The sequence below is a fragment of the Enterobacter quasihormaechei genome (assembly GCF_004331385.1).
GTDB lineage: Bacteria > Pseudomonadota > Gammaproteobacteria > Enterobacterales > Enterobacteriaceae > Enterobacter > Enterobacter quasihormaechei.
The window spans coordinates 49,188-71,371 of the sequence record NZ_SJON01000016.1 but is presented as its reverse complement, the minus strand read 5'-3'; the positions used below and the strand labels follow the sequence as shown (position 1 = coordinate 71,371).

General features: G+C 59.6%; 27 protein-coding genes. 5 read left to right on the top strand and 22 right to left on the bottom strand.

Annotation, left to right across the window (positions count from 1 at the left end; translation table 11 throughout):
- Positions 1-97 precede the first annotated feature (97 nt).
- Together E0L16_RS17850 and E0L16_RS17845 are read left to right on the top strand one after the other, a co-directional pair.
- Positions 98-532, top strand: a complete 435-nt coding sequence (locus E0L16_RS17850) for a DMT family transporter (protein WP_003857304.1) — start codon at positions 98-100, stop codon at positions 530-532.
- Positions 533-536: 4 nt separating this feature from the next.
- Positions 537-995, top strand: a complete 459-nt coding sequence (locus tag E0L16_RS17845) for a DMT family transporter (RefSeq protein ID WP_131637629.1) — start codon at positions 537-539, stop codon at positions 993-995.
- Here the strand turns inward: E0L16_RS17845 and E0L16_RS17840 are convergent.
- From E0L16_RS17840 to E0L16_RS17805, 8 genes are read right to left on the bottom strand one after another with little or no spacing between them, the layout of a single operon-like run.
- The gene (locus E0L16_RS17840) at positions 992-1,525 is read right to left on the bottom strand and encodes a DUF3833 domain-containing protein (RefSeq protein ID WP_131637627.1); all 534 of its coding nucleotides are present in this window, start codon (positions 1,523-1,525) and stop codon (positions 992-994) included. The two genes, E0L16_RS17845 and E0L16_RS17840, sit on opposite strands and share 4 nt — an antisense overlap.
- A complete protein-coding gene (locus E0L16_RS17835; RefSeq protein WP_131637625.1) occupies positions 1,522-2,046 on the bottom strand; it encodes a chalcone isomerase family protein in 525 nt (174 codons plus the stop codon). Before E0L16_RS17835 ends, E0L16_RS17840 begins: the two co-directional genes overlap by 4 nt.
- Positions 2,043-2,528, bottom strand: coding sequence for a DUF2878 domain-containing protein (locus E0L16_RS17830; RefSeq protein WP_063866778.1), 486 nt, complete (start codon positions 2,526-2,528; stop codon positions 2,043-2,045). The genes E0L16_RS17835 and E0L16_RS17830 overlap by 4 nt, the downstream gene beginning before the upstream one ends.
- Positions 2,525-3,745: an SAM-dependent methyltransferase gene (locus E0L16_RS17825; RefSeq protein ID WP_131637623.1), complete on the bottom strand. Its 1,221-nt coding sequence runs from the start codon at positions 3,743-3,745 to the stop codon at positions 2,525-2,527. The genes E0L16_RS17830 and E0L16_RS17825 overlap by 4 nt, the downstream gene beginning before the upstream one ends.
- Positions 3,742-4,464, bottom strand: a complete 723-nt coding sequence (locus E0L16_RS17820) for a DUF1365 domain-containing protein (RefSeq protein WP_131637621.1) — start codon at positions 4,462-4,464, stop codon at positions 3,742-3,744. The genes E0L16_RS17825 and E0L16_RS17820 overlap by 4 nt, the downstream gene beginning before the upstream one ends.
- A 1-nt stretch (position 4,465) precedes the next feature.
- Positions 4,466-5,725, bottom strand: coding sequence for an NAD(P)/FAD-dependent oxidoreductase (locus E0L16_RS17815; RefSeq protein WP_131637619.1), 1,260 nt, complete (start codon positions 5,723-5,725; stop codon positions 4,466-4,468).
- Positions 5,722-6,441, bottom strand: a complete 720-nt coding sequence (locus tag E0L16_RS17810) for an SDR family NAD(P)-dependent oxidoreductase (protein WP_131637617.1) — start codon at positions 6,439-6,441, stop codon at positions 5,722-5,724. The genes E0L16_RS17815 and E0L16_RS17810 overlap by 4 nt, the downstream gene beginning before the upstream one ends.
- Positions 6,438-6,872, bottom strand: a complete 435-nt coding sequence (locus E0L16_RS17805; RefSeq protein WP_063451410.1) for a nuclear transport factor 2 family protein — start codon at positions 6,870-6,872, stop codon at positions 6,438-6,440. The genes E0L16_RS17810 and E0L16_RS17805 overlap by 4 nt, the downstream gene beginning before the upstream one ends.
- Before the next feature lie 258 nt (positions 6,873-7,130).
- Here E0L16_RS17805 and E0L16_RS17800 point away from each other — a divergent pair, with 258 nt between their 5' ends.
- Positions 7,131-7,328, top strand: a complete 198-nt coding sequence (locus E0L16_RS17800) for a hypothetical protein (protein ID WP_022648035.1) — start codon at positions 7,131-7,133, stop codon at positions 7,326-7,328.
- A 1-nt stretch (position 7,329) separates the two neighbouring features.
- Complete coding sequence (locus E0L16_RS17795; RefSeq protein ID WP_063866783.1) at positions 7,330-8,082, top strand: hypothetical protein; 753 nt, start codon at positions 7,330-7,332, stop codon at positions 8,080-8,082.
- 53 nt (positions 8,083-8,135) lie between these two features.
- Here E0L16_RS17795 and E0L16_RS17790 read toward each other — a convergent pair whose 3' ends face one another.
- Positions 8,136-10,112, bottom strand: coding sequence for an alkyl/aryl-sulfatase (locus E0L16_RS17790; protein ID WP_131637615.1), 1,977 nt, complete (start codon positions 10,110-10,112; stop codon positions 8,136-8,138).
- A gap of 201 nt (positions 10,113-10,313) precedes the next feature.
- Here E0L16_RS17790 and E0L16_RS17785 point away from each other — a divergent pair, with 201 nt between their 5' ends.
- A complete protein-coding gene (locus E0L16_RS17785; protein ID WP_131637613.1) occupies positions 10,314-10,949 on the top strand; it encodes a helix-turn-helix domain-containing protein in 636 nt (211 codons plus the stop codon).
- Positions 10,950-10,989: 40 nt separating this feature from the next.
- Here E0L16_RS17785 and paaY read toward each other — a convergent pair whose 3' ends face one another.
- The 13 genes from paaY to paaA form a co-directional block, all read right to left on the bottom strand.
- Positions 10,990-11,595, bottom strand: a complete 606-nt coding sequence (gene paaY / locus E0L16_RS17780; RefSeq protein WP_107535296.1) for a phenylacetic acid degradation protein PaaY — start codon at positions 11,593-11,595, stop codon at positions 10,990-10,992.
- Between the two features lie 9 nt (positions 11,596-11,604).
- The gene (paaX, locus tag E0L16_RS17775; protein ID WP_131637611.1) at positions 11,605-12,540 is read right to left on the bottom strand and encodes a phenylacetic acid degradation operon negative regulatory protein PaaX; all 936 of its coding nucleotides are present in this window, start codon (positions 12,538-12,540) and stop codon (positions 11,605-11,607) included.
- Positions 12,541-12,650: 110 nt separating this feature from the next.
- Positions 12,651-13,967 carry a phenylacetate--CoA ligase PaaK gene (paaK, locus tag E0L16_RS17770; RefSeq protein WP_131637609.1) on the bottom strand — a complete coding sequence of 439 codons (1,317 nt, stop codon included), beginning with the start codon at positions 13,965-13,967 and terminating at the stop codon, positions 12,651-12,653.
- 26 nt (positions 13,968-13,993) lie between these two features.
- On the bottom strand, positions 13,994-15,199 hold the full coding sequence (gene pcaF, locus E0L16_RS17765) for a 3-oxoadipyl-CoA thiolase (RefSeq protein ID WP_131637607.1): 1,206 nt from the start codon (positions 15,197-15,199) through the stop codon (positions 13,994-13,996).
- Positions 15,199-15,621 carry a hydroxyphenylacetyl-CoA thioesterase PaaI gene (paaI, locus tag E0L16_RS17760; RefSeq protein ID WP_063866790.1) on the bottom strand — a complete coding sequence of 141 codons (423 nt, stop codon included), beginning with the start codon at positions 15,619-15,621 and terminating at the stop codon, positions 15,199-15,201. The genes pcaF and paaI overlap by 1 nt, the downstream gene beginning before the upstream one ends.
- On the bottom strand, positions 15,611-17,038 hold the full coding sequence (paaH, locus tag E0L16_RS17755; protein WP_131637605.1) for a 3-hydroxyacyl-CoA dehydrogenase PaaH: 1,428 nt from the start codon (positions 17,036-17,038) through the stop codon (positions 15,611-15,613). Before paaH ends, paaI begins: the two co-directional genes overlap by 11 nt.
- A gap of 1 nt (position 17,039) precedes the next feature.
- The gene (paaG, locus tag E0L16_RS17750; RefSeq protein WP_131637603.1) at positions 17,040-17,828 is read right to left on the bottom strand and encodes a 2-(1,2-epoxy-1,2-dihydrophenyl)acetyl-CoA isomerase PaaG; all 789 of its coding nucleotides are present in this window, start codon (positions 17,826-17,828) and stop codon (positions 17,040-17,042) included.
- Positions 17,828-18,595 (bottom strand): 2,3-dehydroadipyl-CoA hydratase PaaF, encoded by a 768-nt coding sequence (gene paaF, locus E0L16_RS17745; protein WP_063866792.1) that lies wholly within the window; start codon positions 18,593-18,595, stop codon positions 17,828-17,830. Before paaF ends, paaG begins: the two co-directional genes overlap by 1 nt.
- Positions 18,592-19,662: a 1,2-phenylacetyl-CoA epoxidase subunit PaaE gene (gene paaE / locus E0L16_RS17740; protein WP_063866793.1), complete on the bottom strand. Its 1,071-nt coding sequence runs from the start codon at positions 19,660-19,662 to the stop codon at positions 18,592-18,594. The genes paaF and paaE overlap by 4 nt, the downstream gene beginning before the upstream one ends.
- Positions 19,663-19,669: 7 nt before the next feature.
- Positions 19,670-20,167, bottom strand: coding sequence for a 1,2-phenylacetyl-CoA epoxidase subunit PaaD (gene paaD, locus E0L16_RS17735; protein ID WP_107535289.1), 498 nt, complete (start codon positions 20,165-20,167; stop codon positions 19,670-19,672).
- A gap of 11 nt (positions 20,168-20,178) precedes the next feature.
- On the bottom strand, positions 20,179-20,925 hold the full coding sequence (gene paaC / locus E0L16_RS17730; protein WP_131637601.1) for a 1,2-phenylacetyl-CoA epoxidase subunit PaaC: 747 nt from the start codon (positions 20,923-20,925) through the stop codon (positions 20,179-20,181).
- A gap of 8 nt (positions 20,926-20,933) precedes the next feature.
- Entirely contained in the window at positions 20,934-21,221 is a 288-nt protein-coding gene (gene paaB / locus E0L16_RS17725) for a 1,2-phenylacetyl-CoA epoxidase subunit PaaB (RefSeq protein WP_003857353.1), read from the bottom strand.
- Positions 21,222-21,233: 12 nt separating this feature from the next.
- Positions 21,234-22,163, bottom strand: coding sequence for a 1,2-phenylacetyl-CoA epoxidase subunit PaaA (gene paaA, locus E0L16_RS17720; RefSeq protein ID WP_063866796.1), 930 nt, complete (start codon positions 22,161-22,163; stop codon positions 21,234-21,236).
- Between the last annotated feature and the right edge of the window lie 21 nt (positions 22,164-22,184).

Here is a 22,184-nt window from a genome sequence, read left to right as displayed (position 1 = left end):
AATGCATTTCCTGCACAGGTGTTTCCTGCATTATGGCATTTTTCTCAATGATGTTCAGACGTAATCTTCTCCGCCTGGAAAAAGGAGAAAAAGCGTTATGCACATTATTTTAATTTTACTGGTGATTGCCGGCGGCATGGGGCTGTCCGTGGAAGCCGGGCTGCTGGGGCCGCTGGGCGCGGAGGTAGGCGATCTGTGGGCTGCGTTCAGCATATTCAGCGTGGGGACGGGGCTGACGTTTCTGCTGATGCTGTTTTTCAGCCCGCGTAACAGCCCCTCATTTTTTGCGCAACCGTCATGGCACCTGCTGGGCGGCGTGCTCGGTCCGGTTTACGTCATCATTCTCACCATTGCCACCCCGGCGATCGGCATCGCGATGACGATGATTGGCATTCTGGCCGGTCAGGTATTTAAAAGCCTGATTATTGACCACTATGGCCTGCTGGGTACGCCGCACCGCAGGATTGATACAAAACGCATTATTGCGCTGGGGTTTATCATTGCGGCGCTCATTCTCGTGGCACAGGGGTAACGTTATGACAGTAATTATGATTATTCTGGCCGTGATTGGCGGCGCGACGCTGAGCATTCAGGCTGCGATTAACGGGCAGTTAGGCAGCAGCGTGGGGGTTTTCAAAAGCGCGTTTCTGACGTTTTCCGTCGGCGCGCTGGTGACCGCCCTGCTCATCTTCTTCTTTGAGCCGAAACAGGCGGTCAGCCTGATGGATGTGCCCAAATGGCAGCTTCTGGGCGCCCTGTGCGGCGTGCCTTATATCGTGATTATGGTGCTCGCGGTGCAGCGCATCGGCACCGCCGTTGCCACGGTAGCGGTGATCCTTGGCCAGCTGGCCATGAGCATGCTGATTGATAACTTTGGCTGGCTGAACAATGAAGCCATTCCGTTTTCAATGAGCCGTCTGGGGGCCGTGGTCTGCCTGAGTATTGCGCTCTTCTTCATCTACTCAAGCAGTAAACCTCAGCCCGAAGAGGGTTAACCGCCCTCTTTGCGGGTAAAGAACAGCGTCACCGTGGCGACGGTGACGCCAAATTTCTTCATCTCGGTCTTATTGAACAGATGGGTGCCGTCCTGCAAATACATCCAGTCATCGAAGTGCAACAGCCAGGTTTTGCCGTCCGCCTTCACGTTCATGCTGTAGCGCCAGTTAAGGGCGTTGCCCGCCGCCTGGCCTGACGCCACACCCTCAATATCACCCGCCGTGCCCTCGTAGCGATTCTGACCAACGCGGCGGATGTGCCACACGCGCTGCTGCTTCTCGCCGTCGTCGTAGACAAAATGCTCATTCAGGGTCAGCGTGTCGCCGATAACATCACCGGCGATCTCGACGTGGAAACGGCGGATCTGCTTACCGCTGCGATCCTGAACCATCCCCCACGCCTCGGTTTTCCCCTGGAAATAGGTGAAAATATCCAGCGTCGGCTGCTGCTGACGATACTCTGTCACCTCGGTGCTGCATCCGGCCACCAGCATCGTCAGGGCAAGCGCCATTAACAGGAAACGTTTCATTTTGGTCCTCCGATTAACTGCTGACGCAGTTCAGGATACTCGGTGCGGGGATCGAGCCAGATCGCCAGAAAGCGCGAGCTAAACGCTGCCGACTGGCGTGGCCCGAGTGGCGTAAAGTTTTTCTGCGACGCTGTAGGGCGATACCAGAATTGCCCCTGTCCGTCCTTCAGCACAAACGCGAGCTGCGCGCCGGGCGTGACGTCGGGCCAGAGCGTGGACAGCATGCGTAGCCAGGCTTCACTCTGCGGCTCCTGCTGCAAAATGCCCTGCGCCTGCCACTGCTCGCGGGTCGCCTCGACCAGGTCCTCGGCAGCAATGTCGCGGGCGTAGGTAATAATCAGCGCGTTATCGCTGTCTATCCCCGCGTAGCGCCCGTCGGGCGTGAGAAGCTGAGAGGTATAGACGGTAAGCGGCCCCCAGGTGAGCGTGGCGTCGCCCACCTTGCGCCAGATCAGCCAGTCAGCCGCCTGCGCGCTACAGGTGAATAGGGTCAGCGCGAGCATGAATAACAGATTTCTCATTGTTGTCTCCCCATCAGCAGGTGGAAAAACAGCATCAGTACCAGCCAGCCCGGGATCATCCAGCTGACGACGATAAAGGTCGGTTCCAGGAACGTTATGGCCCCCAGACGCTCGCCGATCAGGTAGGCCACCGGCCCGCCCACGGTCGCCAGCGCCGTCAGCAGCCAGCCCGGCAGCGTTGTCGTGCGGGTTAGCTGCGTCCAGACGCAGGCAAACATCAGCCACAGCGCGACCATCCATAGCGGCATTAGCGACGCACCGGTAAAGGCAATCAGCCCGGTCAGCGCCCAGAGGGCGTCAAGCAGCGCGCCCGACGCAGCCAGCACAATGGCGTATAGCCGGTGCGAAGGCGGTAACAGCAGCCAGGCAAGCACCGCCAGCGCGATCCAGATGACCAGACCCTGCTCGCGAAACAGCACCACCAGCGTCCAGTAGAGATCGAACCCGATGGCCAACAGAAAGACCTGCCCGTAGCGCTTCATACGCGTTCCGCAGTGAGCTGCACCACGCTGATGGTGCGGGCGTTAAACCCGGCTTCACAATAGCCGAAGTAGTACAGCCACATCCGGCGGAAACGTTCATCAAACCCGAGCTTTTCTATCTCCTGCCAGGCGTGAATGAAGCGCTGCCGCCAGTGGGCGAGCGTGCGGGCGTAATCCGGCCCCATGTCAAAGAGGTTACGCACCACAAAATCCGTGTGGCGTGTCATCAGGTCATTCATGGCGGTGATGCTGGGCAAAAAGCCGCCGGGGAAGATGTAGCGCTGTATAAAATCAACGCTTTTGCTGTAGTCGCGGTAGCGCTGATCCTGAATGGTGATGGCCTGAATCGCCATCCGCCCGCCTGGACGCAGACGCGCCTGACAGGTGCGGAAAAACGTTGGCAGGTAGCGTTGGCCGACGGCTTCGATCATCTCAACCGACACCAGCTTATCGTACACCCCGGTCAGATCGCGGTAGTCGCAGAGCAGCACCTCAACGCGATCCTGCAAGCCTGCCCGCGCGATCCGCGCGGTGGCCCAGTGGTACTGCTCCTGCGACAGCGTGGTGGTGGTCACCCGACAGCCGTAGTGACGGGCGGCGTACTCCGCCATCGCCCCCCAGCCGGTGCCAATTTCCAGCAGATGGTCGTTTGCGGTGAGCGCCAGCTGGTCGCACAGCCTCGCCATTTTTGCCTGCTGAGCCGCCGCCAGATCCTGCTCTTCCCCGGTAAAAAGCGCGCTGGAGTACAGGAGTTGCTCATCAAGGAAATGGGCGTAAAAGGTGTTGCCGAGATCGTAATGGGCGGCAATATTTTCACGCGCCTGAGCGCGGGAGTTGCGCCGCGTCCAGTGCCGTAGCCGCTCCACCGGCTTCGCGAGCAGGCGAAACCCTTTTTCCAGCTGCCCGAGGATCTGGCTATTGCGCGCAATCAGCTCCAGCAGCGGCGTCAGGTGGGCCGTCTCCCAGTCGCCATCCATCCACGCTTGTGCCGCGGCAAGGCTGCCTCCCGTTAAAATGCGCCAGTAGACGCCCGGAGATCGCACCTGCACTTCGGCGTGAAGCGCGGCGGACGCGTCGCCGAAATGGAACGTCTGGGGCCCTTCACGGAGCGTCAGCGAGCCCCCGCGCAGGCCGTTCAGCAGGCGAAAAAGCAACCAGCGCGCGACGCGAGCGTTGCGCGGGATATCGGGTTCAAGCGCAAAGACGGGATCGGTCATGATCGTTCACTCCTGCTGAGGGGATGGTTATGCAGCGGCATGCGCTTGAGCCACAGCCTGAGCGCCTGCCAGTAAATGGCAAAAACGGTTTTAAGGGTCATCAATGGGATCCGCACCAGCATCGCCCGCAGCGCCCCACGCGTTAGCGGCGCCCGGCGTAGCGTCAGCGTGGCATCAAACACCTTCGTTTCCTGATGGTTTTCAATATGCATGCGCAGCGTGCTGTCCGGGCTGTTGAAGCGCCAGTGGTAGACCATGTCCATCGGATTGAAGGGCGAAACATGAAATGCTTTCTCCGTCGGCGGAGCGTCCTGCCCCGCCACGGCGTAGTAATGCCGTTCATTCCACGGCGTGTTACGCACTTCGGCAAGAACCCAGCGCAGAGTGTCTTCGCCGTCATAGCAGTAGTAAAAATTGACCGGGTTAAAATGAAAGCCGAAATATCGCAGCTGCGTCAGGAGCATGATCCGCCCCGCCGGACGCTCTCCGGTCAGCTTTTCCAGACGCTCAAGGACGCGCTCTTTGAGCGGCGTGCCCAGCGGGTAATCCGCATCATAAAAGGCCGCGGGCGCAAAGCGGTTTCGCCGCACACCGACGGAGGGCAGCCTGTCCAGCTCATCGAGATCGAGCCACGCCATAAACACGCTATAGGTAAAATGGTGTGCTTTCGGCGTAAGACGGCGATGGCGCAATGCGCCGTGGTAAAGGCAACTGTTCATCTCAGTTGCCCTCCCCGGCCGCGAGAGCATTCACCACGTCCAGCGCGCTGCGCACACCATCTTCGTGAAAGCCGTTGTACCAGTACGCGCCGCAGAACCAGCTCCGCTGGCGACCGTTTATCTCGCCGCGCCGGGCCTGGGCATGCCAGCTCTTCGGGTTAAAAAGCGGATGCTCATAGACAAAGCGGCGCAGCACAAAGCGCTCATCCACCGGCGTTGCCGGGTTAAGGGTGACGCAAAACAGCGGACTGCCGGCGGGCAGCCCCTGCAAAATATTCATGTTGTAGGTAACGCAGGCGCTGGCATCATCCTGCTCGCTGAGGCGATAGTTCCAGCTGGCCCAGGCGCGCTTGCGCACCGGCAGCCAGCGCGGATCGCTGTGAAGTACTACCTCGTTACGCTGCCAGCCGATATCCCCCAGCACCTCGCGTTCGGCCTGCGTCGGGCTGGCGAGCATCGCCAGCGCCTGTGCCGAGTGGCAGGCAAAGATCACCTGATCGAAGGTATGCGTAACGCCTTCCCGCTCAATGTCGACGCCGCGATCGTGGCGAACAACCTTCTGAACCGGCGCGTTGAGGTGCAGCGTCAGGCGATCGCCAAGCTTGTCCATCAGCGCGCGGATGTACTCCCGGGAGCCGCCCGGCACCACGTACCACTGCGGACGATGGGTGATGTCCAGCAAACCGTGGTTGTCGAAAAAGCGTAAAAAGAGCGGCAGCGGGAACCGTTTCATCTCCTGTAGCGACGATGACCAGATCGCCGCCCCCATCGGCAGGATGTAGTGACGGGCAAAAAAAGGCGTGAAGCGGTGCTGGCGCAGGAACGTCTCCAGCGTGGCGGACTCGCTAACCTCGCCCTCAAGCGTCTGTTTCGCCAGCCGGTTAAAGCGCACGATCTCCTTCAGCAGCGTCCAGAAGCCGGGGTTCAGCAGGTTACGACGCTGGGCGAACAGCGACGTCAGGGTATGCCCGTTGTACTCCAGCCCGCTCTGCGGGTTGTGCACCGAAAAGCTCATCTGCGTTTTTTGCCCGCTGATGCCCAGCTCGCTGAGCAGCCCCATAAAGCGCGGATAGGTGCGGTCGTTATAGACGATAAAACCGGTGTCGATGGCATACGTTCCCTGCGGGGTGTCAACATCTACCGTTGCGGTATGGCCGCCCGGCGTAGCCTGCGCTTCAAACAGCGTGACCTGATGATGTCCGGCGAGCCGCCAGCCACAGGTTAATCCGGCGATGCCGCTGCCGATAATTGCAATCTTCATGGCCGCACCATCCTGCGCAGCAGTGCGCGCTGAAGTACGTTGGGCAGGCCGGAAAGCAGGCGCAGCGCCAGGCTGAACCCGGCGGGAAACGCGATAGTATCTTTCCCTTTTGCCAGACCGCGACGAATAGCGCTGACGGCCTGCTCCACGCTAACCCGGCCCGGCATCGGAAAATCGTTTTTGCGGGTCAGCGGCGTGTCGACAAAACCGGGTGAAACGACCGTGACAGCAATCCCTTTCGGCTCCCAGTCGAGGCGTAGCGTGTCGGCAAACCAGGTTAACGCCGCCTTGGAGGCGCCATACGCTTCGGCCCGGGGGAAGTGAAGCCAGTGCGCCATCGAGCTGACCAGCACCACGCGGTTGCCGGATACCAGCTGCGGCTGCAACGCGGCAAGGCAGTTTACCGGGCCCATGAAGTTTGTGGTCATCACCCGCTCTACCAGCGCGGCATCCACCTCGCCGCGATCGAGATACTCGCAGGTTCCGGCGCAGAGGATCACCGTATCGGCAGCACAGTCCGCCAGCGCCTGGCGACAGGCGTCCCTGTCCGTCATATCGAACAGGCGCACCGTAATAGTGGGGCTGTGCTGATGCAGGTCCGCCAGGCGTTGCGCATCGCGCCCGCAGGCAATCACCCGGTAGCCGTCGTCAGCGAAAGATGTCGCCAGCCCTGCCCCTATCCCCGAGCTTGCGCCGGTAATCAGAACCGTTTTCATGATTTCACTCTCCGCTTAACGCCGCGTACGGCCCAGCCGAGCACCGGAAGGTGTTCATAAATCATCTCTCCGGCATCGTAGTAATCGCGCTGGCGAACAATGCGATCGTCGCACATGTCTACCACGGAGCAGCCCGGTAGTTGCCGCATTGCCCCCCGGGCAATACGCGGGTGCGACCAATGCATAATCCAGGTGACAACAAAGCGCTCGCCCTGCTGCAACGGTGCATCGACGGTAAAGCGACAGTGCTGAACGTTAGCCAGCAGATGGGTGAAATAGCGCTGAAGCGCGAACAGCCCGCTGTGTTCGCCAAAGGGATCGATAAGCGTGGCATCGGCGCGATAAATCTCCGCCAGCGCCGAGGGTGGCTGGGTATCCAGCGTGGTGTAGTAATCAACGAACCGACTGATGACGGACGGCAACGTGCTCATGGGTCACATCCTGGCTGTAAACAACGTAGCGAAATCGCATAATTAAAACTTACACAATTAGCGTTATTTGTCCAAGTTCAGGAGAATATATTTTTTATTATTACTTATTTTCAACAGGTTAAATGCAGCCCGCGCAGCGCCATTTTTTGATAAAAGTTAGACTCAATCACCGCAGCCCGCTTTTTTAGGGATAACCTTAAGGCAAAAGTGCCATTTATCTTCCAGACTTATCCTTTTAATTCATAAGGATGTCACGCGATGAAAAATTTACTGATGGCGCTCTTTTCCAGCCCGGAATCTTTGTTGCAGGTCATGAGTCACCAGGAAATTATCGAAGCCGTAGAGGATGGCGACCGCATCATTATCGACCAGGATGGAAACGCCTCGGTTAACTACAAAAGCAACGAGGTACGGCAGGACTTTCTGCGCCATGTCAACGCGCTAAAGAGGGCCTGAGATGGGAACGGCAATATTTATGGTATTGATGGTATGCGGGTACTGGTACACCAGCCGCGACCTGTCAACGCGATTCAAAATTAAGCGTTCATTTGGCTGGGACGTCTATTTTCTCGTGGCGCTGTATGGCTGTATTTTCGTCCTTCAGGGGGTGATCGCCACCGGCCTGCTGTGGCTGCTGTTGTTCGCCCTTTCCGCCGCCGATAACACTTTCCATTTCACGTCTGCGAAATATGCCGACTGGCAAATTGATTTTATGAACTGGAGCTTCCTGGGTATTCAGGCCCCGGTAGTGGTAATGCTGGCCTTTGCGATCCTGTTCTGTCTCTACCGCTCGAACTGGGCCGGCAGCGCGCGGCTCGACGGCGAAGGCCGGAAAAAATTGTACAAGCGGCTGGCGCAGTCGAGCGGTATCGAACAGCTGCTCTATCAGTGCATGGAAGAAGGCGAGCTGGCGCACGTCACGCTGAAATCGCGGCGGATTTATATTGGCATGATCCATACCGCCACGCTGGAGTATGAAAAAACCGCCAATATTGTGCTTATTCCGATGCTGAGCGGCTATCGTGACGGGAAAAACATGCAGCTGTGCATTGAACACAACTACAGCAAATGGTACGCCGAGCATGAGGTTACGCTCGACTCAGAGCCAAAAAGCGCCATGGATTTCCGTAAGGTGATCATGCTGGACCAGATTGAGAGTATTTCGCTATTCGACCCCGCAAGCGCGAGCGCGCTGGCGATGCGTGAATAAAAAAATGGCGCCTTATTTCTAAGGCGCCAGGATTATGAGGATGAAACCTAAACTTACGGCGTTACGATATTGAACCAGAAGTCAAACGTATCCATGTAGCTCAGCATCTCTTCCAGCTTCGCCCCGTCTCCGCTCACCTTCACGTCACCCTTGTCCACTGCCTGCTTCAGCGTCTCTTTCTTCAGGATGATGTCGTTAAGTGTGGTACGGTCAAGCACGATGGTCGCATCGGCATCCTTCGCCTGCGCGTTGGCGGTATGGTTCAGCACGCCGTTTTCCAGCTCCAGCTTGTATTTACCGCCATCCTTACCGAGGTCGACGTTAAACACCGCTTTGGCGTTACCGGCTCGCACCCCGTTGATGTGCACGCCCAGGTAATCGAAGAACATTTCTGGCGTCATCGCACGCACGGTATCCGGGCTGGCGGTGTTCGGCGTCGGCAGCTTTTTCACGCCATTTCGCAGCTCCTGCGCGCCGGTCAGGTAGAAGTTACGCCAGGTGCCCGCTTCCGCCTGATAACCTAACTGCTCCAGCGCATCGGCTTCCAGATTACGTGCCGCCTGGTTGTTAGGATCGGCAAAGACCACTTTGCTCACCACCTGGGCAACCCAGCGGTAATTGCCCTGCTGATAATCCGCTTTGGCTTTCTGCATAATGGCATCAGCGCCGCCCATGTACTGCACGAACTTCTTCGCTGCCTGTTCAGGCGGCAGCTCGTCGAGGGTTGCCGGGTTGCCGTCGAACCAGCCGAGATAAAACACGTAGGTGGCTTTGACGTCGTGGCTAACGGAGCCGTAGTAGCCGCGGCTCGCCCACTGCTTCTCCAGCGATTCCGGCAGCTTAAATTCTGCGGCAATTTCATCGCGGGTCAGGCCCTTGTTGGCCATACGCAGGGTCTGGTCGTTGATGTAGCGGTACATATCGCGCTGACCTTTCATCAGCTTGACGATATTCTCGTTACCCCAGGTCGGCCAGTGGTGCTGCGCAATAATCACTTCCGCGTCCGCGCCCCAGCGTTCAATGGCGGCGTTGATGTACTTAGACCAGGCCAGCGGATCGCGAATTTTTGCGCCGCGCAGGGAGTAGGTGTTGTGCAGAGTGTGGGTTACGTCCTCTGCGGCCTCGATCATTTTCTTCTCTTTGACGTACCACAGCATCTCCGACGGGGCTTCTGAACCCGGCGCCATCATAAAGTCGTAGGTCAAACCGTCGATCATTTCTTCCTGACCGGTATGGGTGATGTAGTTGGTCGGCGGGATGAGGGTGACGGTACCCGCAGAGGTGGTGGTGCCAAGGCCCGCACCCACCTGGCCTTTTGCGTCCGGCTTCAGCAGGTTGCCGTACATATAGCTGGCACGGCGGCTCATCGCGTTTCCGGCCATAATATTTTCCGAAACCGCCTCTTTCATAAAGCCATCGGGCGCGTAGATTTTCACTTTGCCTGACTTCACGTCGGCTTCGTCAACCACGCCGCGCAGGCCGCCGTAGTGGTCAACGTGGCTATGGGTGATCACCACCGCCACCACCGGCTTCTTGCCGCGGTTTGCATAGTAGAGATCCAGCGCTTCTTTCGCCGGTTCAGCGCTTAGTAGCGGGTCGATAACGGTAATGCCCTTCTCGCCCTCAATGATGGTCATGTTGGAGAGATCGAGATTACGGATCTGATACACGCCCTCGGTGACCTTAAACAGTCCGCCAATGTTGATCAGCTGTGACTGGCGCCACAGGCTCGGGTTCACCGTATCCGGGGCTTTTTCACCCTCTTTCACGAAGTCATACTTCGCCGGGTTCCAGATAACGTTTCCTTGCTCGCCTTTGATCATGTTCTGCGGCAACGGAGCGATAAAGCCCTTATGGGCGTTCTCAAAATCGGTTTTATCGGCAAAGGGCAGTTTATTATACAGGGCGTTATTAGCCTGCTGGGTTGTGGGTGTGGCATCCTGCGGCGGCACTTCAGCCCATGCAGAAAGCGAAAGCGATGTTAACACACCGGCCAGCGCCAGTTGCTTAGCGATTATCGTTAATTTCATTAAATGGCCTCATAGATTAATTGCGCCGCCTGGATATTTACTGCTGGCGGATAATTTAATGCGAACTCATTGAGGACCATTCTAAACAGAATACTTTCCCATCATAGTCCCATATGGGACTGCTATGAGGTTGTCTCGTCATCAGGACGAGACTCCTGCTATACTCGATGCGACGACAGACGTTGCGGGACGAGGCCTAGCGTGAATTTTCAGGACATCCATACCTATTATCAGCAGCTCAATATTGGGCGCTTTTTTCCACAAATCCTGTCTTCAGGAGAAGCGCTAACCGTTGCCGCAAATAAAAAGTTAGCCGTCGAGCCAGGCTATATTTATTTCTGCACCGAAGGTTCTCTGACGATATTAATGCCTGAAGATGGGTTGAATATTGGCAATACCATTGAATATATGCCCATCGGTCTAATGGAACGCTATTGCCCGCTAGCGAAATTTGAATATCGCAGCAGTGCGAAGGTTAAACTGGTAAAAATTCCCTACGCCGATTTCGACCAGCTATTTTTGCACGGCGGGCCAGAACGCGTGCAGGCGCTGACCACTATTCTGACCTTCATGTCGATTTTTACTATCGATCTGCACAACGAGCGCGGACAGGTCACGAGCTACCAGACCATCAAACACATGCTGTACCGCTATCTCTATCGGCAGGAAACCCACACGGGCGAAAATGAAGGCCTGGCGCTGTTTATCATCAAACGCACCAACCTGTCGCGAACGCATGTTTTTCGCGTGCTGGCAGATCTGAAAGCCGGGGGGTATATCACCGTGAAGCGCGGAAAGCTGGTGTCGATTGACCGGCCGTTGCCGGAAGCGTATTAAGCTCAGCCTCACGGATTTAAAAGACGCGCACAATCGGCGATTAATTATCCCGGCCAGCCGATTTTGGCCGCAAATTCTCATCGAAAACCAGCCGCTTGCGTCCGGGCTCTTCTTCGCGCAGCGGCTCCACCTGATGCAGCGTCTGCTTACAGCGGTCCACCAGCACCTGATACTCCCGCGTGCCCTGCTTTTTCCACTCGATTTCCTGCGCGCTCAGCTCACGAATCGCTTTTGCCGGACTGCCAAGGATCAAATGATTCGCCGGCATCTCCGCTTTCGCCTTCACAAACGCCGCCGCCCCGACGATGCTGTTTTCGCCGATCGTCGCCCCGTCCATCACCACCGCATTCATCCCCACCAGCGCGTTACGGCGGATGACGCAGCCATGAAGGATTGCGCTATGGCCGATATGCCCGTCCTCTTCCACCACGGTGTCCTGCTCCGGAAAACCGTGCATCACGCAGTTATCCTGAATGTTCGCGCCGTCTTTCACTACGATTCGGCCAAAATCACCGCGCAGGCTGGCGTTGGGACCCACGTAAACGCCTTTCCCGAGGATCACGTCACCAATCAGCACCGCCGTCGGGTGAACATAGCTCTCTTCAGGCACGACCGGCGTCAGACCATCAATTTGATAAACAGGCATACCCTCTCCTTATGTGATATTCAGACCACCAAAGCGCTGATGATAAAGGGTGCCGGGTGCGGGCAGTTCGCCCACGGAGGTCTCGCCCTTCTCGCTGACAAACGCCAGGGCGCCCGACGCCACGCGCTGGTAGATGTTAATGCACAGCTGCCGCGCGCTCTGTCCCGCCCAGTGCGCAGGGAGTAACTCCTCCGGCAACAGCGGATCTTTCAGCACCACGCGACGATAAAAATGAATGAGTAACAGCTGGATCTGGAAGCAGCGCTCCGGGGTTAACTCCTCCGGCGACGCCTCCTTCAGAAGCGGCAGCAGCGGACGAAACGAATGGATAAACGTTTCGTACATCGTATTTTGTTCAGTCAGCTGCCAGCACTCTTCCACGCGGGCTCGTAACGCCGCGCGTGATAAGGCCAGCGGTGAATGGGCCTCAAAGAAGATGACGTTTTCCGCTACACCCGCGTCATGCAGCAGAGACTGCACATCCGCCAGGTTCTGCGACGGCGAGGCCATCAGGCTCGGCGCCAGCGTGCCAAACCCTTGCCAGATAAGCTGTTTTTTTACATCCGCGAGCGTGGTTTTATCCAGCCCCTCGGAGAGCAGCAGCAGCCATTTACCGTCCCAGGCCGGCAATTCCGCACGGTAGATTTTATTTTCCGCACGACGGGTCAAACGCAGCCCCTTGTCGCTGAGACGGTAAAAGCTGCGGCGACCAATTCGGGACACATCCAGCCAGCCCTCTTTGTTGAGGCGAAACAGCGCGGTGCGCACAAAGCGCTCGCCAAATCCCATCCCTTCCAGCAGGGCCGCCAGGCTGCCGAGCCAGATCTCTCCGCCGCGATGGGAAAGCGCGTCGCCATACAGCGAGGAGATAAGCGACGTTCCGCTCACCGGAACCGAGCTGACCGCGTGCTGGATAAAAGCGTCAAGTTTATTCATGTGATTCATTCTGCTGTTATTTTTTTTCTGGATGAATCATAGCACAGGAATTTGGGTTTCCCCCCTCACCCCAGCCCTCTCCCTCAAGGGAGAGGGGGCCGTCATGTTGTGAGGTTCCTTCACCCGTTAGCCGCGACCTTACGGAGATCAAACACCCGACAGGCTTTGCCTTCGGAACGCGGAATGCTGCCGCAGTTCACGATCGTCACGTCCGTTGAGATCCCCACCATCGATTTAATACGGTGCCGCAGCTGGTGGCAGACCTGACAGCGCTGTTCATGCGTCAGCGTTAAGCTGCTCTGTTTTAGTTCAACCTTCACCGAAAGTGAATCAAGATGTCCACGACGGTTGACCTCCAGCTGATAGTGCGGCGAAAGGTGTTCGAACTTGACGATCTCCTCTTCCAGCTGTGACGGGAAGACGTTCACGCCGCGAATGATCAGCATGTCGTCACTGCGCCCGCTGATGCGATCCATCCGGCGCATGGTGCGCGCGGTGCCCGGCAGCAGGCGCGTCAGGTCGCGGGTGCGGTAGCGGATCACCGGCAGCGCCTCTTTGGTCAGGGTGGTGAACAGCAGTTCGCCCTGCTCCCCGTCGGCCAGCGGCGTGCCGTCATTGGGGTTAACGATTTCCGGGAAGAAATGATCTTCCCAGATGGTCGGGCCGTCCGCGGTTTCCAGACACTCCATCGCCACGCCCGGCCCCATCACTTCCGAAAGACCATAGATATCCAGCGCAGTAATGCCCAGCCGTTTTTCGATTTCGCCGCGCATCGCCTGCGTCCACGGCTCGGCGCCGAAGACGCCCACGCGCAGGGAACAGGCGCTGGCGTCACCGCCCATCTGACGCTCCAGCTCTTCGATAAGGTTCAGGCAGTAGGAGGGCGTCACCATGATCATATCCGGCTGAAAATCGCGGATCAGCTGCGCCTGCTTCTCCGTCTGGCCGCCGGACATCGGGATCACCGTCGCCCCCAGACGCTCGGCACCGTAGTGCGCGCCCAGCCCGCCGGTGAACAGCCCGTAGCCATAAGCCACGTGAATTTTATCCTTCGCGCTGCCTCCGGCGGCGCGCAGGGAACGGGCGACGATATTGGCCCAGTTGTCGATATCATTTTGGGTATATCCCACCACGGTCGGCTTCCCGGTGGTGCCCGACGAGGCGTGGATACGCACCACCTGCTCCATCGGCACCGCAAAGGTATCGAACGGGTAGTTGTCGCGCAGATCCTGCTTGGTGGTGCACGGGAATTTTTGCAGGTCCGCAAGCTCGTTAAAATCGTCAGGGTGAACGCCCGCGGCGTCAAACTTGCGTTTGTACATCGGAACGTTGTGGTAGGCGTGGTTCAGCGTCCACTTCAGGCGCGCGGTCTGCAACGCCTGTAATTCATCAACGGACGCGGTTTCGATCGGATCAAGCTTTGTTGTATTTATCATCGCAGGGTACTCACATTATTGTTCGCTCAAACACGCTCAAGGATCATGGCAATGCCCTGACCCACACCGATGCACATCGTACACAGCGCGTAGCGCCCGCCGCGTCGGTGCAATTCATTGCTTGCCGCCAGCGCCAGTCTGGCACCGCTCATGCCCAGCGGATGACCTAGCGCGATCGCCCCGCCGTTCGGGTTAACGTGCCCGGCGTCATCCGGCAAACCCAGCTGGCGCAGCACGCCCAGCGCCTGGGCGGCGAAGGCTTCGTTCAGCTCAATGACGTCCATATCGGTGATGCTCAGCCCGGCACGCTCCAGCACCTTGCGGGTGGCGGGCACCGGACCTAACCCCATCAGACGCGGCTCGACGCCCGCGGTCGCCATTGCCACAATGCGCGTGCGCGGCGTTAACCCCTGGGCAAGCGCCATCGGCTCGCTGGCGATAATCAGCGCCGCCGCGCCGTCGTTCACGCCGGAGGCGTTCCCCGCCGTCACCACCCCGTTCTTACGGAACGGGGTATTCAGCGCGGCAAGCTGTTCAAGGGTGGTTTCGGCGCGCGGATGCTCATCCACGCTCACTTCCGTCACCGCTCCTTTTTTCCCCGCCACCTGTACCGGAATAATCTCCTGCGCCAGAACGCCGTTCTGCTGCGCCCGCGCGGTGCGCTGCTGGCTACGCAGGGCAAACGCGTCCTGATCGGTACGGCTGATATTTAACAATTCCGCTACATTCTCTGCCGTTTCGGGCATGCTGTCAGTTCCGTATTGCTGATGCATGAGCGGATTCACAAATCGCCAGCCGATGGTGGTATCGAAGATCTCCGCCTGACGCTGAAACGCCGCCGTGGCCTTGCCCATCACGAACGGTGCGCGGGACATGGACTCCACGCCGCCCGCGATCAGCAGATCGCCGTCGCCCGCTTTAATGGCGCGTGCGGCAAAGCCAATCGCGTCCAGCCCCGACCCGCACAGGCGGTTAATGGTGGTGGCGGACACCGTCTGCGGCAGCCCGGCCAGCAGCGCCGACATTCTTGCCACGTTGCGGTTATCCTCCCCGGCCTGATTCGCGCAGCCGAAGATCACGTCATCAATGAGCTCCAGATCGAGCTGCGGATAACGCGCCAGCAGCGCGCGCAGCGGCACGGCCCCTAAGTCATCGGCGCGCACGCTGGACAACCCTCCGCCGTAACGGCCGACCGGGGTACGCACCCCCTCACAAATAAATGCGTCACGCATCAGGCTTCTCCTGTCACACTGCCGCCGGTGCGGTGGGATTTCCCGCGAAAAAGCGCGACGGTTTTCTGGTGTTGGTTCTGAATTTCAATGTCGTATACGCCGGTCAGCTTGCCCTGATGCTTCACCCGCGCGGTGGCGGTCAGCTTGTCTCCGGCAAAGCCCGGTCGCAGAAAGTCGATGGCGCACCCTGAGGCTACCGCCGCCAGCCCCTGACTGTTGCAGGCGTAGGCAAAGGCAGTATCGGCCAGTGAGAACAGCTGTCCGCCGTGGCAGGTTTTATGCCCGTTAAGCATCTGCGGGGTGATAGTCATGGTCACCACCGCATAGCCCTCGTCCATGTCGATGATATCCATCCCCATCGCCTGCGCGCAGGCGTCTTGTTCGTACATCGCGCGGGCGTTATGCCAGGCGTTATGACTCATAGCTACTCTCCAGAAGCGCACGCTGGCGCAGCAGGGAACAGGGGCGATAGCGTTCCTCGCCGTAGTGACGTTGCAGGTTCTCCAGCAGGGTTAACAGACGCTGCCAGCCAAGGCGCTCGCCCCAGGCGATGGGGCCGCAGGGATAGTTGACCCCTAAGCGCATGGCGGTATCGATGTCTTGCTCGCTGGCGACCCCTTTTTGCAGGGCGTCCAGCGCTTCGTTGGCAATCATCGCCACCGTGCGCCAGACCAGCAGGCCGGGGTAGTCCGCAATCTGTAACACCCGCTTCTCCTGATGCTGCAACCAGTAAATGGCCTTCTGCGTGGCGGAGCGCGGGTTGCCGGGCGCGGCGGCAATCACGGCCACATCCCGCTCGATACGGTCGACTACCACCACCGGGCAGCCGTGGCGCAGCGCCAGCGCCTGCGCGGTTTCACCCTGCGTTTCAATCAGCAGCAGTTCGTCAATTTCCGTGACACCGTCACTTCTTCGCTGTACGCGCATCGAGCTGAAGCTGTCTCTGACCGGGTCGAGCCAGCTGACGGCGGGTTTTTCCTCCTGCCAGCGGTAAACGCCCTGCCCGCTTTTTTTGCCCAGACGCCCCGCCAGCACCAGCTCCTGCTGCATCAGCGACGGCAGAAAACGGCGCTCCTGCCAGAAGGCGTTAAACACGGAGCAGGTCACGGCAAAGTTGACGTCCTGACCGATCAGGTCCGTCAGCTCAAGCGGCCCCATCGGGAAGCCGCCGCCGTCTCGCAGGGCGGCGTCGATCGCCTCGGGCGTTGCCACCTGCTCTTCCAGCGCGCGCCAGGCTTCCGAATAGAACGGACGCGCCACGCGGTTGACGATAAACCCCGGCGTGGACTGACAGCGTACCGGCTGCTTTCCCCAGCTCAGCGCCAGCTCGCACAACGCATCGGCCACTTCGGACGAGGTGGCCAGCCCGCTGACCACCTCCACCAGCTTCATCACCGGCGCGGGGTTGAAGAAGTGCAGCCCGGCGACGCGTTCAGGGTGGCTAATCTCCGCCGCAATCGCGGTAACGGAAATGGACGAGGTGTTGCTGGTGAGCAGCGTCTGCGGCGGGCAGACCTCTGCCAGCTGGCTAAACAGGGCTTTTTTCACCTCAAGCCGTTCGGAGGCCGCCTCGATCACCAGATCGGCTTTCGCCAGGGCATTGATAGTCGTCACCGGCGTCAGGCGGGACAGGATCTGCTCCGCGGCGTCGGCAGAAAGTTTTCCGCGCGAAACGCGAGAGATCAGGCGCTGGCGAATGCCGTCAACGGCTCGGGAAATCGCCGCTGCGTCAATGTCGTACACCAGCACCGGATGACCGTGGCTGGCCGCCACTTCGGCAATGCCGGCGCCCATAGTGCCGCTGCCAATCACGGCGATCGTATGAAGGTTGGTCGCCATCTTATTTCCCCGTAAAGTTCGGCGTACGTTTTGCCAGAAACGCGCTGACGCCTTCCCGGTAGTCGTCGCTGCGTCCGGCCAGACGTTGGTAGTCGCGCTCCAGATCGAGCTGGGCATCAAGGGTGTTGGTTTCGGCGGCGTTAATCGCCTGCTTGATCAGGCCCAGGCCAAAGGTAGGCTGGGAGGCAAAATGCAGCGCCATCTGCCGGGCGGTGTCAGAGAGCTGTTCATCGTCCACCACCTGCCAGATCATCCCCCACGCCTGCGCCTGTTCGGCGCTGAGCTTATCGCCCAGCAGCGCCAGCCCCATGGCGCGGGCACGTCCGGCCACGCGCGGCAGCAGCCAGGTGCCGCCGCAGTCCGGCACCAGTCCGAGCTTGCTGAAGGCCATCACAAAATTGGCAGAACGGGCGGCAATTACCATGTCGCAGCCGAGGGCCAGCGTGGCACCCGCTCCCGCCGCCACGCCGTTAACCGCGCAGATCACCGGCTTCGGCAGCTTCGCCAGGCGGCGCACCAGCGGGTTGTAAAAGGTCTCAACGGACATGCCCAGATCCGGCGCGGGACCGTTGGGATCCACGTTACGATCGTTAAGGTCCTGCCCGGCGCAGAAACCGCGCCCCGCCCCGGTGATCAGCAGACAGCGGATGGCGTCATCGCGCTCGGCCTGCTTCAGGCATTCGGAAAGCTGCTGGTGCATGACATCGTTAAAGCTGTTCAGGCGATCCGGGCGGTTCAGCGTAATGGTCATTACGCCCTGCTCAACATGGCTCAGAATACATTCCACAATTAGCGTCCTTTGAAGTCTGGGGTGCGTTTTTGTAAGAAGGCGTCGATACCTTCCCGGCGATCGTCGGTGGCCGCGAGCAGCGTAAACAGCTGACGCTCCTGCGCCAGGCCGGCCTGGAGCGGGACTTCCTGCGACTGGCGTAGCGCCTGCTTCGCCGCCTGTAGCGCCAGCGGCGAGTGGCTCGCCATCCGTGCCGCCAGCTTCAGGGCGTACTCCAGCGTCAGCGAGGCCGGGAAGACGTCGCTGACCAGTCCGGCGCTGTGCGCCTGAACCGCCGTGAGGCTTTCACCCGTCAGCACCATTTTGCAGGCCAGGGATTTGCCCACGCTGCGGATCAGCCGCTGGGTGCCGCCTGCGCCCGGCATGATCCCGAGGGTGATTTCCGGGAGGCCAAAACGGGCGTTATCGCCGGCAATCACCACGTCGCAGAGTAGCGCCAGCTCGCAGCCGGCGCCCAATGCGTAGCCGTTCACGGCGGCGATCAGCGGTTTATTGAAGGCGTCTATCCGTGCCCACAGCCGGGGGCGAATATCATTCAGGGTGGCGGACAGATCTTTCTCCGCCATTTCGTTCAGATCGGCCCCGGCGGCAAAGCAGCGTTCATTGCCGGAAATCACGCAGACGGCGATTTCAGCATCCGCTGCGGCGGCCTCAAGCTGTTCGGCAAGCTGCATCAGCAGCGCATTGTTGAGCGCGTTGCGCGCCGCCGGACGGTTTAGCGTTAGCTGCAACACGCGGCCATGACGGGTGACAATCAGTTCGCTCATGCCATCCCCTTCGCGTCAAAATCGACGATGACGTCGGCGGTTAACGGCAGCGCCTGACAGCTCAGCACATAGCCCGCGGCCAGCTCGTCCGGCTCCAGGCTGTAGTTGGTCGCCATATCGACTTTTCCGCGCAGTACTTTGCATTTGCAGGTGGCGCATACGCCGCCCTTGCAGGCATACGGCAGATCCGCACCCTGACGCAGGGCGGCGTCCAGGATGCTCTCATCGTCCGCCGTCAGGGTGATTTCCCGGTCGCGTCCGTCCTGACGGACGGTGACCTTCTGCCCCTCGGCCTGCACGCTGTGCGTTCGTTTCACGGTAGTGCCCGGCGTATTAAACCGCTCAAGATGGATCGCTTTTTCCGGCATGCCGAGCGCTTTCAGCGCCGCCTCGGCCTCGTCCATCATCGCCGACGGGCCGCAGATAAAGGCTTCGTCGTACTGGCGGAAATTGATCAGCGTTTTTGCCAGCGCCTGGAGCTTTTCGCCGTCAATGCGGCCATGAAGCAGATCGCTGTCGAGCGTCTCCTGACTGAAGATAGAGACCAGCTGCAAGCGCTGCGGATATTTGTCCTTCAGGTCTGCCAGCGCCCGACGGAACATCATGCTCTGGCTGCTGCGGTTGCCGTAAATCAGGGTGAAGTGGCTGTGCGGTTCCGTGGCCAGCGTAGCGGATAAAATGGCCAGCATCGGGGTGATCCCGGACCCGGCGGCTATTGCCAGATAGTGGCCTTCACGTTCAGCCTGCGGCTGGTAGCCGAACTGCCCCTGGGGCACCATCACCTCTAAAGCCATGCCCTGCTTAATCTCGTCCCGGGCGTAGCGGGAGAAGCGCCCGCCGTCGATGGCTTTGACCGCTACGCTGATCTCCCCCGGTGCGGTGCTCCGGCAGATGGAGTAGCAGCGGCGCAGTTCGTCACCGCCAAGCCTGGCTTTCAGGGTCAGATGCTGACCGGGGCGGAAGCGGTACGCCTCCTGCAACGCCTGCGGCACCGCGAAGGTAATGGTCACCGCGTCGCGGGTTTCAGGTTCTACTTTTGCCACTGTTAATGAATGAAACGTTGTCATGGCGGCCTCAAATACATTTGAAATAGTCGAAGGGCTCACGGCAGGTATTGCAGCGGTAGAGCGCTTTGCAGGCCGTCGAACCAAATTCACTGATAAGCGCGGTATCGGTGCTCGCACAGCGCGGGCAGCTCACCTCTGCGGGAGCGTGGGCATGGCAGCTATGGCCGACAGGCGGGCTGATACCATATTCACGCAGGCGCCTGCGCGCATCGTCGGTCATCCAGTCGGTGGTCCAGGCGGGCTCCAGTTGCAGCACAATATGTACCGGGGAAAAGCCGTTCCCGGTCAGGGTTTCGCGGATGGCCCCCAGCAGATGCTCCGTTGCCGGGCAGCCGGAATAGGTCGGCGTGAAGCCAATAACCCAGCCTTCCCCCTGCGCCTTCACGCTGCGCACCATGCCTAAATCGGTGATGGTGAGCACCGGCACTTCCGGGTCGGGGATCTGGCTTAGCAGCGCCCAAATCTGCGGGATTTGGGCAGGCGCAATGTCGACGAGGCGTTGCATAGCGTTCTCCTTCACCACTGCTGGCCGGGGTAGACGCGCTGGAGATACTGCATTTCTGCCAGCATCGGCCCCAGATGTTCGGTATGAAGCCCCTGCTTGCCGCCCGTGCGATACGCCACGTCTTCGGGCACGCGGAGGGTGGCTTCCGCCAGCCCGGCAAACACTTCGCGCTCCCACGGCTCGCGCAGGGTGCGGGGATCGACCGCCACGCCGGCGTCAATCAGCGCCAGCTCGACGTCGTCGGCATCGAACAGCTCGGCCGTAAAGCGCCACAGGCTATCCACCGCCTGCTGCATTTTCTGGGCGGAGGTTTCTGTTCCGTCGCCCAGACGCACCAGCCAGCCGCGGCTAAAGCGCAGGTGATAGCGCGCCTCCTTAATGGCTTTTGCGGCGATGGCGGCAAGCTGGCCGTCGCTGCTGTGGATCAGTCGCTCGTACAGCGCCACGTTCCACGCATCCATAAGGTACTGACGGGCAATGGTGTCGGCGAAGCTGCCGTTTGGCTGCTCCACCAGCAGCAGATTGCTGAACTGACGCTCATCGCGGCCATAGGCCAGGGTGTCTTCATCCCCCGTACCGTCCAGATCAGCGGCATAGGTCAGGAAGTTGCGCGCCTGGCCGAGCAGGTCGAGGCCGATGTTGGCGAGGGCCAGGTCAATCTCCAGCTCCGGCGCGTGGCCGCACCAGGCGCCCAGACGCTGGGAGAGCACCAGACCGTTGTCGCCCAGTCGCAGGGCATATGCAGATACGTTGTTCATCCCCAACCTCACATGTGCTCAATGCCATCAGGGATGGTGTAAAACGTCGGATGGCGGTAGACCTTGCTTTCCGCCGGATCGAAAAATTCACCGCTCTCTTCCGGCTGGGAGGCGACGATTTCGCTCGCCTTTACCACCCAGATGGAACAGCCTTCGCTGCGGCGGGTATAAGCGTCACGCGCGTTTTCCAGCGCCATGCGGTCGTCGGCAGCGTGCAGACTGCCCACGTGACGGTGCGACAGCCCCTGCTTAGACCGGACAAACACTTCGTATAACGGCCAGTAAACATTGCTCATGGTTGATTCCTCTTATGCAGCCTGGCGGGCGCGTTGTTTTTCGGCATGCGCCAGCGCGGCTTCACGCACCCACGCGCCGTCGTCCCAGGCTTTACGTTTTGCGGCCAGACGTTCGTGGTTACAGATCCCGCGCCCGTTGATGACCTCATCAAATTCCTGCCAGTCGATATCGCCGAAGCGGTAGTGGCCGCTCGCGTCATCAAACCGCAGGTCAGGGTCCGGCACGGTCATGCCGAGCATTTCCACCTGAGGCACCGTGTTATCAACGAAGCGCTGGCGCAGCTCATCGTTGCCGAAGCGCTTGATCTTCCAGGCCAGGCTGCGGGCACTGTTTGGCGAGTTGTCGTCGTTGGGTCCAAACATCATCAGCGCTGGCCACCAGAAGCGGTTAATGGCGTCCTGCAACATCTGCCGCTGGGCTTCGCTGCCCTGCGCCAGCGCCATGCAGGCCTCAAAACCCTGACGCTGATGGAAGCTCTCTTCTTTACAGATTTTCACCATCGCCCGGGCATACGGGCCGTAAGACGTGCGGCACAGCGCCACCTGGTTCACGATGGCCGCACCGTCCACCAGCCAGCCGATAACGCCGATATCGGCCCAGCTCAGGGTTGGATAGTTGAAGATGGAGGAGTATTTCATCTTGCCGTCGAGCATCTTTTGATAGATGTCCTCCCGGGCGCAGCCCAGCGTTTCCGCCGCGCTGTAGAGGTACAGGCCGTGTCCGGCTTCGTCCTGCACCTTCGCCAGCAAAATGGCTTTCCGGCGCAGCGTCGGCGCGCGGGCGATCCAGTTCCCTTCCGGCAGCATGCCGACAATTTCAGAGTGGGCGTGCTGTCCAATCTGGCGGATCAGCGTCTTGCGGTAAGCTTCCGGCATCCAGTCCTGCGGCTCGATGGCCGTCTCCTGCGCGATGCGTTGCTCAAAGCGTTGTTCTTGCGTCACATAACCACCTTTATGATTCGT

Coding starts and splice junctions, on each gene's coding strand:
- paaD (WP_107535289.1), bottom strand. CDS start 20,167: ATGCAACGCCTCGTCGACATTGCGCCTGCCCAAATCCCGCAGATTTGG.
- E0L16_RS17795 (WP_063866783.1), top strand. CDS start 7,330: ATGGGAACGGCAATATTTATGGTATTGATGGTATGCGGGTACTGGTAC.
- E0L16_RS17815 (WP_131637619.1), bottom strand. CDS start 5,725: ATGAAGATTGCAATTATCGGCAGCGGCATCGCCGGATTAACCTGTGGC.
- E0L16_RS17845 (WP_131637629.1), top strand. CDS start 537: ATGACAGTAATTATGATTATTCTGGCCGTGATTGGCGGCGCGACGCTG.
- paaY (WP_107535296.1), bottom strand. CDS start 11,595: ATGCCTGTTTATCAAATTGATGGTCTGACGCCGGTCGTGCCTGAAGAG.
- paaH (WP_131637605.1), bottom strand. CDS start 17,038: ATGGCGACCAACCTTCATACGATCGCCGTGATTGGCAGCGGCACTATG.
- paaB (WP_003857353.1), bottom strand. CDS start 21,221: ATGAGCAATGTTTACTGGCCGTTATACGAAGTGTTTGTCCGGTCTAAG.
- E0L16_RS17805 (WP_063451410.1), bottom strand. CDS start 6,872: ATGAGCACGTTGCCGTCCGTCATCAGTCGGTTCGTTGATTACTACACC.
- E0L16_RS17790 (WP_131637615.1), bottom strand. CDS start 10,112: ATGAAATTAACGATAATCGCTAAGCAACTGGCGCTGGCCGGTGTGTTA.
- E0L16_RS17820 (WP_131637621.1), bottom strand. CDS start 4,464: ATGAACAGTTGCCTTTACCACGGCGCATTGCGCCATCGCCGTCTTACG.
- E0L16_RS17810 (WP_131637617.1), bottom strand. CDS start 6,441: ATGAAAACGGTTCTGATTACCGGCGCAAGCTCGGGGATAGGGGCAGGG.
- paaX (WP_131637611.1), bottom strand. CDS start 12,540: ATGAATCACATGAATAAACTTGACGCTTTTATCCAGCACGCGGTCAGC.
- paaI (WP_063866790.1), bottom strand. CDS start 15,621: ATGAGTCATAACGCCTGGCATAACGCCCGCGCGATGTACGAACAAGAC.
- E0L16_RS17800 (WP_022648035.1), top strand. CDS start 7,131: ATGAAAAATTTACTGATGGCGCTCTTTTCCAGCCCGGAATCTTTGTTG.
- E0L16_RS17850 (WP_003857304.1), top strand. CDS start 98: ATGCACATTATTTTAATTTTACTGGTGATTGCCGGCGGCATGGGGCTG.
- paaC (WP_131637601.1), bottom strand. CDS start 20,925: ATGAACAACGTATCTGCATATGCCCTGCGACTGGGCGACAACGGTCTG.
- paaK (WP_131637609.1), bottom strand. CDS start 13,967: ATGATAAATACAACAAAGCTTGATCCGATCGAAACCGCGTCCGTTGAT.
- E0L16_RS17835 (WP_131637625.1), bottom strand. CDS start 2,046: ATGAGAAATCTGTTATTCATGCTCGCGCTGACCCTATTCACCTGTAGC.
- pcaF (WP_131637607.1), bottom strand. CDS start 15,199: ATGCGTGACGCATTTATTTGTGAGGGGGTGCGTACCCCGGTCGGCCGT.
- paaF (WP_063866792.1), bottom strand. CDS start 18,595: ATGAGCGAACTGATTGTCACCCGTCATGGCCGCGTGTTGCAGCTAACG.
- E0L16_RS17830 (WP_063866778.1), bottom strand. CDS start 2,528: ATGAAGCGCTACGGGCAGGTCTTTCTGTTGGCCATCGGGTTCGATCTC.
- E0L16_RS17825 (WP_131637623.1), bottom strand. CDS start 3,745: ATGACCGATCCCGTCTTTGCGCTTGAACCCGATATCCCGCGCAACGCT.
- E0L16_RS17840 (WP_131637627.1), bottom strand. CDS start 1,525: ATGAAACGTTTCCTGTTAATGGCGCTTGCCCTGACGATGCTGGTGGCC.
- paaE (WP_063866793.1), bottom strand. CDS start 19,662: ATGACAACGTTTCATTCATTAACAGTGGCAAAAGTAGAACCTGAAACC.